Raw genomic sequence first — 13564 nt, 5'->3', positions numbered from 1 at the left:
GCTGTTCCGTTCATGCGTTGGTAGCCGGCGTCAGGCGCCAGATGCGATAGGGCTGGTCGGGAGCGATGCTGATCGTCTGGTCCTTGCCATACCAGCGGAAACGATAGCCCTCGCCAAGGTCCTCCACGTCGACGCTGCCATCGTCGTCCAGCCCGAATTCCCACAACGGTACCTGGAAGGCGCAGGATTGTTCGTTGTGCGGGTCCATGTTGACCATCACGCAGATCAGGCCAGCGCCATCCGGATCGGGCTTGCCGTACCAGACGATGTTATCGTTCTGCGCGACGTAGAACCGGGTATTCAGGTGCGTCTGCAGTGCCGGATATTGCCGCCGGATGCGATTGAGCATCGCGATGTCCTGCACGATGTTGCCGGGGCCGTTCCAGTCGCGCGGCTTGACGATGTACTTCTCGCTGTTGAGATACTCCTCCTTGCCCGGCATCGCCGCCGCCTCGCACAGTTCGAACCCGGAATAGACACCGAACAGGCCCGACAGCGTCGCCGCCAGCACCGCGCGGATGCGGAAGCCGGGGCGGCCGGACGTTTGAAGGAAGACCGGGTTGATATCGGGCGTGTTGACGAAGAAGTGCGGGCGGTAAAACTCCTTCGGCGCGGTCGTCGTCAGCTCGGTGATGTATTCGGTCAGTTCCGCCTTGGTGTCGCGCCATGTGAAATAGGTATAGCTTTGCGAGAAGCCGACCTTGGCGAGACGGTACATCATCGTCGGCCGGGTGAACGCCTCCGCGAGGAAGATCACATCCGGATGCTGCGCGCGCACGTCGCCGATCATCCATTCCCAGAACGGCAGCGGCTTGGTGTGGGGATTGTCGACACGGAAGGTCTTCACCCCCTGTCCGACCCACAACAGCACCACGTCGCGTAGCGCCAGCCACAAATCGGGCACGGCATCGGGGCCGTAAAAATCGACGTTGACGATATCCTGATATTTCTTCGGCGGATTCTCGGCATATTTCATCGATCCGTCCGGCCGCCACGCGAACCAGCCGGGATGCTCGGTCAGCCACGGATGGTCGGGCGAACACTGGATCGCGAAATCCAGCGCGATTTCCAGACCATAGTCGCGTGCCGCCTCCACCAGCCGCGCAAACGCCGCGAAGCCGCCCAGCTCGGGATGTACCGCCTCGTGCCCACCATCGGCCGATCCGATCGCATAGGGACTGCCGGGATCGTCGGGACCGGCGATCAGGCTGTTGTTCGGCCCCTTGCGATTGGTGCGCCCGATCGGGTGGATCGGCGGGAAATACAGCGTGTCGAAGCCCATGTCGCGGATCTGCGGCAGGCGGCCGATCACATCGTCGAACGTGCCGTGCCGGTCGGGATCGATCGTGATCGAGCGCGGGAAGAGTTCGTACCAAGACGAAAAATGCGCCGCGGTCCGCTCCGCATCGATCAGTTGCCGCGTCGAGCGCAGCGCGAACGGCCGTCGATCGGCATCGTCCATCAGCACGGCGAGATCGTCGTCGAGCAACAGTGCCGCGCCCGCTATATCGTCGGACGCCGCCTTCAACCGCTTCACCCATGCCTCCAGCGCCTTGCGTTGCGACGGATCAGCCTGTGCGGCGGCGGCGGCGATGAAACCGCGCCCTTCCTGATAATCGACCGGCTGCGCGACGCCGGCATCCAGTTTCTTGCGGAAATCGCGGCGAAAGCCACCATAGATGTCGAGCCAGCCCTCCACCGCATATTCGTGGCGGCCGAGCCGTTCCAGCACCAGTTCCGCCCGCCAGCGATCGGTGGGCAATGCCGCCATCCGCACCCGGCGCCAGTCCGCCTCGTCCACCGCACGCCACAGCAGGTCGACTGCCAGTTGTTCGTGGCCATCGGTAAAGACGGTGGCTTCCACCGTCACCGTCTCGCCGACCAGCCGGCGCACCGGATAGTCGCCACCGTCGACGCGCGGGGACAAATCCTCGACAACCAGTCGCGGGGCGGCGGTCGAGATATCCGGATCGGGAATGGCGGCGAGGATGGCCGACGTGGTGGGGGAAAGAACATCGGCCATCGGGATCGTTCGCCTTATTTCGTGGTCTTGGTCTTGCGGGGTCGGTTCGACGCAGAGGCCGCAGCCTTACCCGCCGGCTTCACCGGCGCGACGGGGGTGGGGGGCGCGGCCGTTTCCGCCTCGACGATGCTGGCGCCGTTGCCGCCGTCACCCTCGGCCGTATCGGTTGCCCCGGTCGCATCACCGAACGTGGTGCCATCGGGGGCCACCGCATTGGGAGCGGGAGCGTCACCCGCGCCATCGATCTCGCCACTGGCCTGGTGCCAGTGATCCTGATCCCGGCCGTGATCGCCACCGCCCTGTTCCCACAGTTCGTAAGCGCGGCGGCGGATGGATTGTTCGCGTTCTTCAGACATGGCTTCTTCTCCCTCGACAGCGGGCGCTCATGTTTCCCGCTGCCGCAACCCGTGGCACGTCACAGCGACAACCGCCATGGCCGCCACGGGTTGCATGGATGCGACAAGATTGCGCACCTGCGCGGCCGATGACGGTGAGGGCGCCGATGCCCTCAGGCTTCGACGGCGGCGGTCAGCGGCGGGGTTTGCTGGTGCTGCACCACCAGCCAGTCCTCATGCGCGCGGCGGCGATAGGTGGAGGTGCAATGCGCCTCGTACGTCTCGTCCCCCTTCGTCGCTTTCGCATGATAGGCGACGACGATCAGCCCTTCCTCGGGCCGGGCGATCTGCCGGCCGGACAGCTCGACCGACGACCAGCGCGGCGTGGCGGCGACCGCCTCGATCGCCTGCGCGCCGCTCATCACGAAGGGGGGCTGCGGCAATACCATCAGGCATTCGTCGTCGATCGATTCCCGGTAATGGTCCGCATCGGCGGTCCACAGGCTTTCCTCGAAAGCCCAGACGCGTTGGTCGTCCATCGTCACTCTCCGCTGATTGGTCGGCGAGAGAGCGGACGGCGGCGCGGATCGTTCCCGTATAGGCGTCCTAAAGCTTGATGACGTGAAACCCATCCATTCGTCATTGCGAGCGTAGCGAAGCAATCCAGGGCGTCACGCGCCGGGCTCTGGATTGCTTCGCTACGCTCGCAATGACGGAACGGGTCAGGCCGATATCATCCCGTCCTATAACTGGCGCAATGCACGCGCCGGCCGGACCGAGAGGATCGGCCATGCCCCCGCCAGCCCGATCGCCACCACCGTGCCCAGCCCGACGAGCAGCGTCGTCAGCACCACCGCCATGTCGGGCGCGAAGGGGAAGTCGAACAGTTGCGTGACGACGTACCAGCTACCGCCCAGCCCCAGCGCGAGCGCGACGACCGCCAGCACCGATCCCAGCAGCGCATATTCGATCGCCTGGCCGGCCAGCAACTGGCACCGGGTCGCGCCCAGCATCCGCAGCACCACCGCGTCATAGGTCCGCGCTTCCCGTGCCGCGGCGATCGCGCCGATCAGCACCGCGATCCCCGCCGCCACCGCGACACCCGCCGCCGCCGCGATCGCGGTCGCTACCTGCCCGACGATGCCCTGCACCTGCGCCAGCACCCCGCGCACCTCCACCACCGATACCGAGGGGAAGGGCGCGAGCAGCGCCCGCGTCACCGCCCCCTCGCGCCCCGGCGGCATGTCGATCGTGGCGGCCAGATTATGTGGCGCGTCCTGAATGGCGTTGGGGGAGAAGACCATGACGAAGTTGAAGCCCAGCGTGTCCCACTCGATCCGCCGGAACGAGGCCACTTTCGCGCTGCGTTCGATACCGAGCAGCGCCACCGTCAGCCGGTCGCCCAGTTTCAGGTCGAGCGCCTTGGCCAGTCGCTCGTCGACCGACACCAAAGGCTCGCCGCGATAGTCGCGCGGCCACCATCTGCCGGCGGTCAGGCTGCTCCCCTCCGGCACCGTTGCCGCATAGGTCAGGCCGCGTTCGCCGCGCAGCGCCCATGCGCCCTCGGGCAGTTCCTTTAGATCGGCGACGCGGATGTCGCGGTAGCCGGTGATGGTGCCGCGCATCAACGGCACCGTCTTCACGATCGCACGCGGCTCGACCCGGGCGACGGTGGCGCGGAACGCCGCCTCGCGCGCCGGCGGCACGTCGAGCGCGAACAGCGCGGGGGCGCGGGCGGGGATGGTGGCGGCGACGGCGGCGTCGATGCTGGTGCGGATGCCCGCCAGCAGCACGAACAGCGTCAGCCCCAGCCCCAGCGCCACCACCAGCGCCTCGGTCCGCGCGCCCGGCCGGTGCAACGCCGCGACCGCGAGGCGCAGCAGCGGCCGGCGGGGGCGCGGCATTTTCGCCAGCATCCACCGGATCGCCCGGCCGATCCCGGCGAGCAGCGCCAGCGTCGCCGCCACCGCGCCGAGGAAGCCGGCCGCCAGCCATGGCTGGTCCGCCGTGCCGATCGCCAGCGCCAGCGCCGCCCCGCCCGCGATCAGCGCGGGCAGCCAGCCGCGCCGGCCGCCGCTGCGCATCGGCGCCAGCGCCCCGCGCAACAGCCCCGCGGCGGGCGTCGCCCCGGCGCTGGCCAGTGGCGGCGCGGCGAAGGCGATCGCGACGAGCAGACCGTAGAGCGCGGCGCGGAGCAGCGGCCATGGCTCCAGCACGAACCCCGGCGCGACCGGCAGCACCGACCGTGCCGCCGCGACCAGCGCCGGCACCGCCGCCGCGCCGACCAGCAGCCCCGCGCCCACCCCGACCAGCGCCGCCGCGCCGACCTCGATCGCGACGATCCGGGCGACATCGCCACTGGTCGCGCCCAGCACCTTCAGCGTCGCCAGCGCCTGCCTCCGCTGCGCGAGGAACGAGGCGACGCCGCCGCCGACCCCGATCCCGGCGATCGCCAGCGAGGCGAGCCCGACCAGCGTCAGGAACTGGCCCATCCGCCCGACGAAGCGCGAGGCCCCCGGCGAGGCGTTGTCGCGCGTCCGCGTCGCCCAGCCGCCCGCCGGGAACGCCGCCTGAAACCGCTTCGCGATACGGTCCGGCGACAGGCCGGGGTTCAGGCGGAGGCGATAGCGGTATTCGTACAGGCTGCCCGGCTGCACCAGCCCGGTCGCGGGCAACGAGGCCATCGAAACGAGCGCGACCGGCCCCAGCGTGAACCCCTCGCCCAGCCGGTCGGGTTCGTCGACGATGACGCCGCCGACCCGGAACCGCGCACTGCCGATTCGCACCGCGCGCACCGGGCCGAGACGATCGGCGAGCGCGGGGGCGATCCATGCCTCGCCGGGGGCGGGGGCGTCCACCTGCCGGCCGCCGCGCAGGGTGACGCGACCGACCAGCGGATAACGCGCGTCGACCGCCTTCAGCTGGATCGGCACCACCGCCTCACCCGCGACGGCGTTCGCCTGCATCCGCACCGTGGTCGACACGGTGCCGGCCCGCGTCATCGCCGCCTGTTCGGCCGGACTGGCCGGGCGCTGCGACACCGCCAGTTGCAGATCGCCGCCGAGGATCGCGGCGCCCCGGTCGGCCAGTTCGCGACCGATCGCATCGGCGAGGCTGCCGATCGCCGCGAGCGCCGCGACGCCGAGGAACAGGCACACGACCAGCAACCGCAGGCCCCGGAAGCGCCAGTCGATCTCGCGCCGGGCCAGCCGCCACGCCAGCGACCATTTTCCGGATCGGGCGCTCAAGCGCGCACGTCCGACAGGATGCGGCCATCCGCCAGCGTGACGATGCGGTCGCAGCGATCGGCCAGCGCGGGATCGTGGGTGACGATCACCAGCGTGGCCCCGGTCGCCCGGCGCCGGTCGAACAACAGGTCCATGATCTGGATGCCGGTGGTGGCGTCGAGATTGCCGGTCGGCTCGTCCGCGAACACCAAAGGCGGGCGCGGCCCCAGCGCGCGGGCGATGGCGACGCGCTGTTGCTCGCCGCCCGACAGTTGCGCGGGATAATGGTCGAGCCGATGGCCGAGGCCGACCGCGACCAGTTCCGCCGTCGCGCGATCGGCCGCGTCGGCGATGCCGGCCAGTTCCATCGGCACCGCGACATTCTCACGCGCGGTCATCGTCGGCAGCAGGTGGAACGCCTGCAGCACGATGCCGATGCGGCCGCGCCGGGCGCGGGCCAGCGCATCCTCGTCCAGTGCGCCCAGATCGAGCCCGGCGACGCGCACCTGCCCGCCGCCCGCGCGCTCCAGCCCGGTCAGCACCGCGAGCAGCGACGACTTGCCCGATCCCGACGCGCCGAGCAGCGCGAGGCTTTCGCCGCGCGCCACCGCCAGGTCGATGCCGTGCAGGATGCGCGTCTCCCCCAGCGCGAGCGTGACTTTGCGGACATCGATCACCATATCGGCGGCAGATTCATGCATGTAAGGACGATCGCGTTGGCGGGACGGATGATGCGCTATGCGGCACTGGCCGCCCTTCTCCAACCCCTTGCGCTGATCGCATGCGACCGGGCGCCGCCGGCTCCCGCCGCCACCGCCACGACCGCCACCCCCACGACCGGCGCGGCACAGGCACCCCGCCCCGCCGGCCCCGAACGGCTGGTGCTGGCGTTCGGCGACAGCCTGTATGCCGGTTACGGGCTCGACCGGGGGCAGAGCCTGCCCGATGCCATACAGGCGCGGTTGCGGGCGGCCGGCGTGAACGCCACCGTCGTCAATGCCGGCGTGTCGGGCGATACCAGCGCGGCGGGGCGGCAGCGGCTGGCCTTCACGCTCGACAATCAGGCGCGGAAACCCGACCTCGTGTTGCTGGGACTGGGCGGCAACGACGTGCTGCGCCAGATTTCGCCGGCCGAGACGCGGGCGAACATGACCGCGATGCTCGACGAACTGAAGCGCCGCGACATTCCGGTGATGCTGACGGGGATGAAGGCGCCGCCCAATCTGGGCGCGGATTATGTCGCGCGGTTCGATTCGATCTGGCCCGATCTGGCCAGGACCTATCACGGCACGCTCTATCCGTTCATCCTCGACGGGGTGATCGGCGATCCGGCGCTGATGCAGGGCGACCGGGTGCATCCCAACGCGGTCGGTGTTGCGAAGATCGCCGACCGGGTGGCGCCGCTGGTGAAGGAGCGGCTGGCGGATTGACGTCGGGCGTTCGTGAGGGCGCGAAAGAGAAGATTTGTTCGCGTGGAGATGCGGAGACGCGGAGGTTTCATGTGCGGCGGCGGTAGCGCTTGTCGCGCAGCGGCTTTCCCATGCCGGATGATGGAGAGGAGGGCCGCTGACGCGGGCGGGACATCCTCCGCGTCTCCGCGCGAACTCCCTTCTAAGCGTTTTTTACTAATGTTTGTAATGATTTACCGGGATCTACCCAACTGGGCCCCGGCCTCCGCCGGGAAACAGAAGGGGGAAGCGGCGGCGTGGAAAGTCACATTGGAAAGTCACGAAGGTCGCATCCTACAGGGGTGATCGCAGATGGACGGAGCGGGCGGTCCGGTAGTGGCGGCAGATGCTGGACGGCCATACCCCGAAGCGAGGGGTGTAGGACAGCGGCGGATCAAATGGCGGCGGATCACCAGTCGGTGCGGGCGCGGAGGGACAGGGTGCGGGGGCGGGCGCTGTAGAGCTGGCGCGCGCCGAACGCACTCGATTGCAGGCGGACGGGAGCGATCGCGTCGAACAGATTGTCGATATTGGCGTCCAGCCGCCACCGCCCGGCCTGCCAGCCGGCATGGGCCGCCACCTCGATCCGGGCGCCGGTGCGGCCGTAATAGGGATTGCCGGCGTTGAAACCGGTCGGCGCCGCGCCATTGCCGCTGACGTCCGCGCCCAGCGTCCACGAGCCGAGCCGCGCCTCGCCCGACACCAGATACGCCCATTGCGGCAGATTGGGCAGCCGGTCGCCGCGCCGGCCCATCCCCTCGGTGGTGCCGAGCAGCGTGTCCTCACCCAGCCGCGCGTCGGTGAAGCTGGCCGCCGCCGCCAGCCGGAACGGCCCCGCCACGACGCTGCCGCGCACCTCCCCGCCCCGGATCGCGACGTTCGACAGGTTGACGTTATAGATGAACGCGCCGTTGGCGCTGGTGACCGCGAAGGTCGCGGCGTGCCAGTCGATCACATAGGCCGCCGCCTCGATGCTCCAGCGGCCCCGCCCCGCCTTCGCACCCAGTTCGTAATTCCACAGGTGATCGGCGCCGAAGCTCCGCTCGTCGGCGGCCAGCCCCGGCGTCACGTTGATGCCGCCGGGGCGGAACCCCTCCGACACCAGCGCATAGACCAGCGGCCCGCCGGGCACGCGATAGGCGAGTTCGCCCTTCAGATTGCTGCCGCCCGCCGAGCCGGTGTAGCGGCCACCGGTCGCCATCGCGCTGCCGGTGATGATGTTGGGCACCGGTACGGTGCCCGATCCCTGCCGCCGGTATCGGTAGAGGCGCAGCCCCGCCGTCGCGGACAGGCGCGGCACGACGGCATGGGTCGCCTCCGCGAACACCGCCTGCTGGTCGAACCCGGTTGCGATAGTCCGCAGGCCGATGATGTCGAGCGGACGCACCAGCCGCCCGTCATCCGCCCCCGCGTGCGCCGCATAGCTGTCGACCGCGTCACGCCGGTCCTCGACGAACGCTCCCAGCGTCCAGGCGAAGGCGGCGCCGGCGGGGGCCGCCATCCGCACCTCGCCGCTGATCCCGGTCAACCGGTTGGGCTGATAGAGGATCGCCGGCAGGCGGGCATCGACATAGGCGTGGTACGCGGTGCGCGCGGCGGCGTCGCACGACGCCCCCGTCGGCAACCCGGCCAGCCGCAGGCATCCCGCCACGCTGTCGCGTTGCCGCGCCAGCACCGCGGTGTAATCGATCTGGCGGACGATCCGCCGCCGCAGATACGATCCCGTCGCGGTCACCACCGCCCCGTCGAGGGTGGCGTGCAACGTCGCGCTGGCCAGATCGAGACGGTCGCTATTGGGGGTCAGGGTCGGCTGCGCGACGCGGTAACGGCCCAGTGCCGGGTCCCAGAAGCCGCCATCGTCCAGCCCGGTGCGCTGGTGCAGGTACAGCGTATCGAGCCGGATCGCCTGATCCGGTTGCCACGCCACCTGTATCCGCACCCCTTCCCGCTGCAACCGGCCGCGATCCGCCGATTCCAGCCGGTCGTTGTCGATATAGCCGCCCAGCGTGCGATGATACGCCACCAGCCGTGCCGCCAGCCGGTCCGGCACCAGCACGGGGTTCGCCATCGCCACCAGCGCCCCGCCCGCCCCGCCATGCGCGACCAGATCGCCCTGCGCCTCCACCCAGGCGCCCGACCGGTCGAGATCGACGGCATGGGGCAGGATGCGCAGCGTGCCGCCCATCGAACTGGCCCCGTAGAGCGTGCCCTGCGGCCCCTTCAGCAGCTCGATCCGCTCGATATCGACCAGATCGATGTCGGGGGCGGACGCGCCGGGATCGGCCCCGGTGCCCGAGGGGCCGGCGATCGGGCTTTCGCCGTAATAGACCCCCACCGTCGCCTCGCCCGTGGCGCTGACGCCGCGCACCGCCAGCCTTTGTTGCAGCGCGCTGGTGTTGAACGCCGCCAGCCCCGGCAACAATCGTGCCGCCGCTCGCAGGTCGGTGACGTTGCGCGCCTCGATCGTCGCGGCGGACAGGGTGGCGATGCTGAGTTCGGTATCGTCGAGCGCGGTGGCGCGCTTGAGCGCGGTGACGACGATCTCGTCCTCGACCGTAGCCGGCGGCGGCGTCGCCGACGCCGACGCCGGACGCCGCGGCGGGGCGGCCGTCACGATGATGAACACGCCGCCCGCCAGCCGCCGCGCCTTCAGCCCCGACCCCGACAGCATCCGGGCCAGCGCACCGGGGGGATCGGTCGTCGAGACGATCGCCCGCGTGCGACGATCGCCGACCAGCGCCGGATCGAACAGGATCTGCCATCCGGTCGCCGCCGCCAGTCGCCGCAACCCGGCATCGAGTCGGCCGGCCGGCACCGCCACCGCCCGATCGGGCGCACCGCGCTGCGCCAGCGCCGCGCCGCAGCCGAGCCAGCCGACCGCCAGCGCCGCGCCCCAATGGGCGATGCGGGGGCCGGAACGGCGGGGGGCGGACGGCAGAGCCATGGCGGGGCGGAGCATCTCCCAGAAGCGAACGGATTCGGGTGGTGGCGACCGTCACACCAATGTCACTCTTGACGGCCGTTCGGCAACATGGTCCGTTCCGGTCAACCACCTCGGGAGGGGGTGCCGACGCCCGGTGACGGAGTGACGGATACGATCATGCTTTCGATTCAGGCATCTGCCGACCCGACCGACCTGACGACCGCCGGCTTCGTCCGGCATCTCGGCGCGGTACGCCGCTTCTTCATGAAACGCGCGCCGATCGCGGATGTCGACGATCTGGTCCAGGATGTCGCGATCCGGATGCACGCCCGCCGCGACGGTCGCCCGATCGACAATATCGAGGGATATCTGTTCCAGACCGCGCACAGCGTGCTCGCCGATCGCGGGCGCCGCGCCGGCAGCCGGTGCCAGTCGCAGCACGAATCGCTGGAGGATCGTCACCACCCGGTTGAGGACCGGTCGCCCGCGCGCGTCCTAGAAGGCAAGGAGCAATGGACGCTGCTGCTCGCCGCGATCGAGGAACTGCCTGCCCGAAGCCGGCAGGCATTCATCCTTCACCGGTTCGAGGAGATGCAGTATGCGGCCATCGCCCTGCACATGGGCATTACGGTGAGCGCGGTGGAAAAACATATCATGAAGGCGATCAGGCATCTCGCGGCGGCGATCGCGTAGATGACCGTGCCGCACCGCGACGACGCCGCCACGGCGGCGGCGGGCTGGTATGCCCGTCTGCGCGCCGACGACGTGGACGAGGCGGATCACGCCGGCTTCCGCGCGTGGCACGACGGCGACGCCGCCCATGCGCGGTCGTGGGCGACGATCGGGCGGGTCGGCCACGCGCTGGACGCGCTGCACGGCGACGATCGTCTGGCGGCGATGATCGCGACGGCGAAGGGCGACCGCGCGGCCGGATCGACGCGACGTTTCCCGATGCCGGCACGCGGGCTGGCACCGAAGCTGGCGATGGCCGCGGCGCTGCTGCTGACGCTGGGCATCACCGGCGGGGTGATCGCGAGCCGCACCGCGCCGGTGATGCGGCAGGCGATCGTCGCCACGGCGATCGGCCAGGTGCGCCAGGTGCGCCTGCCCGACGGATCGGTGATGACGGTGGACGCGCAATCGGTGGTGATGGTCGATGCGCCGGGGGCCGAACGCCGGGTGCGGATCGATCGCGGGCGGGCGATGTTCGCGGTGGCCAAGGACGCGGCTCATCCCTTCGTGGTGACCGCGGGCACCGCGTCGATCCGCGCGCTCGGCACGCATTTCTCGGTGGAGGTCGAACCGGGACGGCTGACGGTCGCGCTGGTCGAGGGATCGGTGCGCGTCGACCTGCCCGGACGAAACCGGCAACTGGCACCGGGCGACGTGCTGACCCTGACCGACGGGGCGATCACCGTGCGGGCGGGCGCCGCCGCGATCGGGACGGAATGGCGGACGGGAACGCTGACCTTCGATTCGCTGCCCCTGGCGGAGGTCGCGGCACGGCTGAACCATTATTCGGCGCAGCGGATCGTGATCGCCGATCCCGCCCTTGCCCGCCGGCCGTTCAGCGGCGTGCTGGACACCGACGGGGGCAGCGATGCGCTGGTCGCCGCGCTGGCCGCGTATCGCACGGCGCGGGTGACCGAGCGGACGCCGGACCACATCACGCTGGCGCCGTTCTGATCGGCATCCGCAGCGACACCGACGCCCTTCCCGGCGGCAAGCGTGGTGACGTGAAACCTGCCCGTCCGTCGTTGCGAGGGTAGCGAAGCAACCCGGGGCGTCACGCGCCGGGCTCTGGATTGCTTCGCTGCGCTCGCAATGACGGGGATAGGTTATGCCCCGGACCACGTCACGCTGGCGCCGTTCTGGGACGGTCTGGTGCCGTCGTGAATAGCGCCGGCTGCGAAACCGGCACCCTCCCCGGAAGCAAGCGTGATGACGTGGAACCTACCCGTCCGTCGTTACGAGCGCAGCGAAGCAATCCAGGGCGTTGCGCGCCGGGCTCTGGATTGCTTCGCTGCGCCCGCAATGACGGGATAGGTTATGTCCCGGACCACCCTGCCCCGTTCGTACCGAGCGACGTCGCTCGGTACGAACGGGACGGGAAGTTCGGAGGTTCACTCCGCCGCCGGAGCCTTGCGGTAATCCAGCGGGGGTTTGCGGTCGCCCAGCATCGCCTTGTAGGTGAAGCCGGGTCCGCGCTTCTGTTCGAACTCCGCCTTGGCCGCCGTGATCGTCGCGGGATTGCGGAACAGGTCGGCGGCGGCCAGCGCCAGCGTCTTGGCGGCCAGCACCGCGCCCTTGGCGCCGATGCTGCTGCCCGCCGCCGCCACGTTCTGCCAGCTATGCCCCGCCGATCCCGGCACGAAGGTGGCGGTCGACAGGCCGACCGTGGGCGTCACCCAACTGACATCGGATACGTCGGTCGATCCGCCCAGCGCATCGTCGACCAGTTGCGCGGGCTGGATTTCCCCCACGCTCGCCAGCGGCGGCGCATCGGGGCCGAGCGTCTTGCGGATACCCTCCGCGAAGGCGGTTTCCTGCGGCGTCCAGGTGATCGCGCCCGCGGCGTGCAGGCTGCGGTCCATCACCGCCATCAGCGCGTTGTTGGGGAGCAGGCTGTAGACGCCGCCGGTCGTCTCGAAATCCATCGTGGTACCGGTGCCCAGCGCCGCACCCTCGGCCGCCTTCTTCACCCGGTCCATCACCGACACGACCACCTTGGGATCGACGTGACGGACATAGTAATAGACCTCCGCCTCGTCGGGCACGACGTTGGGGGCCTTGCCGCCATTGGTGATGACGTAATGGATGCGGGTGCGATCGGGGATGTGTTCGCGCATCAGATTGACCATCGCGTCCAGCGCCTCGACCCCGTCGAGCGCGGAGCGGCCCTTGTCGGGATTGCCGGCGGCATGGGCGGAGACGCCGTGAAAGCGGAACTTGCCGCTGATATTGGCCATGGACGGCCCCTGCGAGGCGCTGTTGGTATTGCCGGGGTGCCAGTGCAGCACGGTATCGACATCGGCGAACAGGCCGTCGCGCACCATATAGACCTTGCCCGATCCGCCTTCCTCCGCCGGGGTGCCATAGACGCGGATCTCGCCCGCCACCTTGTTGCGGGTCATCCAGTCCTTCACCGCGATCGCGGCATAGGTGCTGGCGGTGCCGAACAGGTTGTGGCCGCAGCCATGGCCGGCGATGCCGCCGATCGACTGCTTCACCGGCGACGCCGCCTGCGACAGGCCGGGCAGCGCATCATATTCCGCCAGCACGCCGATCACCGGGCCGGCGCCGTTCCTGAAGCTGGCGACGAAGGCGGTCGGCTCGCCCGCCACCCCCGCCTTCACGGTGAAGCCCGCCGCCTTCAGCCGCGACTGGAGCAGCGCGCTGCTTTGCTGTTCCTGATAGCCGACCTCCGCGAAGTTCCAGATCTGGAGCGCGGTGTCGGCGATCGGCTTCGCCTCCGCATCGACCTTCGCCAGTATCTGCTGGCGGTCGGCGGGGGCCAGTTCCTGCGCCGCCGCGGGGATGGCGGTGCCGGCGAGCAGGGCGGTGGTGATGATGGTGCGGATCATGATGAAAGTCCTTTTGCCGGTCTG

General features: G+C 69.9%; 10 protein-coding genes. 3 read left to right on the top strand and 7 right to left on the bottom strand.

Annotated features, from left to right (window positions below):
- Positions 1-10: 10 nt before the first annotated feature.
- The 5 genes from ABD719_RS04135 to ABD719_RS04115 form a co-directional block, all read right to left on the bottom strand.
- Positions 11-2023 (bottom strand): alpha-1,4-glucan--maltose-1-phosphate maltosyltransferase, encoded by a 2013-nt coding sequence (locus tag ABD719_RS04135; RefSeq protein WP_344692123.1) that lies wholly within the window; start codon positions 2021-2023, stop codon positions 11-13.
- Positions 2024-2037: 14 nt separating this feature from the next.
- Positions 2038-2379, bottom strand: coding sequence for a DUF2934 domain-containing protein (locus ABD719_RS04130; protein ID WP_344692122.1), 342 nt, complete (start codon positions 2377-2379; stop codon positions 2038-2040).
- 152 nt (positions 2380-2531) lie between these two features.
- On the bottom strand, positions 2532-2897 hold the full coding sequence (locus tag ABD719_RS04125; protein WP_344692121.1) for a DUF4440 domain-containing protein: 366 nt from the start codon (positions 2895-2897) through the stop codon (positions 2532-2534).
- Between the two features lie 204 nt (positions 2898-3101).
- Positions 3102-5606: an ABC transporter permease gene (locus ABD719_RS04120; protein WP_344692120.1), complete on the bottom strand. Its 2505-nt coding sequence runs from the start codon at positions 5604-5606 to the stop codon at positions 3102-3104.
- A complete protein-coding gene (locus ABD719_RS04115; RefSeq protein WP_344692119.1) occupies positions 5603-6286 on the bottom strand; it encodes an ABC transporter ATP-binding protein in 684 nt (227 codons plus the stop codon). Before ABD719_RS04115 ends, ABD719_RS04120 begins: the two co-directional genes overlap by 4 nt.
- Positions 6287-6316: 30 nt before the next feature.
- Between ABD719_RS04115 and ABD719_RS04110 the strand changes: the two genes are divergently transcribed.
- The gene (locus ABD719_RS04110; protein WP_425567119.1) at positions 6317-7015 is read left to right on the top strand and encodes an arylesterase; all 699 of its coding nucleotides are present in this window, start codon (positions 6317-6319) and stop codon (positions 7013-7015) included.
- Positions 7016-7442: 427 nt separating this feature from the next.
- Here ABD719_RS04110 and ABD719_RS04105 read toward each other — a convergent pair whose 3' ends face one another.
- A complete protein-coding gene (locus tag ABD719_RS04105) occupies positions 7443-9977 on the bottom strand; it encodes a TonB-dependent receptor (RefSeq protein WP_344692117.1) in 2535 nt (844 codons plus the stop codon).
- Between the two features lie 156 nt (positions 9978-10133).
- Here ABD719_RS04105 and ABD719_RS04100 point away from each other — a divergent pair, with 156 nt between their 5' ends.
- Both ABD719_RS04100 and ABD719_RS04095 read left to right on the top strand, forming a co-directional pair.
- Positions 10134-10649, top strand: a complete 516-nt coding sequence (locus ABD719_RS04100) for an RNA polymerase sigma factor (RefSeq protein WP_344692116.1) — start codon at positions 10134-10136, stop codon at positions 10647-10649.
- The gene (locus ABD719_RS04095) at positions 10650-11642 is read left to right on the top strand and encodes a FecR family protein (protein WP_344692115.1); all 993 of its coding nucleotides are present in this window, start codon (positions 10650-10652) and stop codon (positions 11640-11642) included.
- Positions 11643-12079: 437 nt separating this feature from the next.
- Here the strand turns inward: ABD719_RS04095 and ABD719_RS04090 are convergent, their stop codons facing one another.
- On the bottom strand, positions 12080-13540 hold the full coding sequence (locus ABD719_RS04090; RefSeq protein ID WP_344692114.1) for an amidohydrolase: 1461 nt from the start codon (positions 13538-13540) through the stop codon (positions 12080-12082).
- Positions 13541-13564: the final 24 nt, after the last annotated feature.

This window comes from Sphingomonas cynarae (assembly GCF_039537815.1).
Taxonomy (GTDB): domain Bacteria; phylum Pseudomonadota; class Alphaproteobacteria; order Sphingomonadales; family Sphingomonadaceae; genus Sphingomonas; species Sphingomonas cynarae.
This window is presented reverse-complemented; position numbering and strand designations above follow the sequence as displayed.

Excerpts from the sequence above, each read along its gene's own strand:
- ABD719_RS04115 (WP_344692119.1), bottom strand. The coding sequence starts at position 6,286 with ATGCATGAATCTGCCGCCGATATGGTGATCGATGTCCGCAAAGTCACG.
- ABD719_RS04125 (WP_344692121.1), bottom strand. The coding sequence starts at position 2,897 with ATGGACGACCAACGCGTCTGGGCTTTCGAGGAAAGCCTGTGGACCGCC.
- ABD719_RS04135 (WP_344692123.1), bottom strand. The coding sequence starts at position 2,023 with ATGGCCGATGTTCTTTCCCCCACCACGTCGGCCATCCTCGCCGCCATT.
- ABD719_RS04100 (WP_344692116.1), top strand. The coding sequence starts at position 10,134 with ATGCTTTCGATTCAGGCATCTGCCGACCCGACCGACCTGACGACCGCC.
- ABD719_RS04090 (WP_344692114.1), bottom strand. The coding sequence starts at position 13,540 with ATGATCCGCACCATCATCACCACCGCCCTGCTCGCCGGCACCGCCATC.
- ABD719_RS04130 (WP_344692122.1), bottom strand. The coding sequence starts at position 2,379 with ATGTCTGAAGAACGCGAACAATCCATCCGCCGCCGCGCTTACGAACTG.
- ABD719_RS04095 (WP_344692115.1), top strand. The coding sequence starts at position 10,650 with ATGACCGTGCCGCACCGCGACGACGCCGCCACGGCGGCGGCGGGCTGG.
- ABD719_RS04110 (WP_425567119.1), top strand. The coding sequence starts at position 6,317 with ATGCGCTATGCGGCACTGGCCGCCCTTCTCCAACCCCTTGCGCTGATC.
- ABD719_RS04105 (WP_344692117.1), bottom strand. The coding sequence starts at position 9,977 with ATGGCTCTGCCGTCCGCCCCCCGCCGTTCCGGCCCCCGCATCGCCCAT.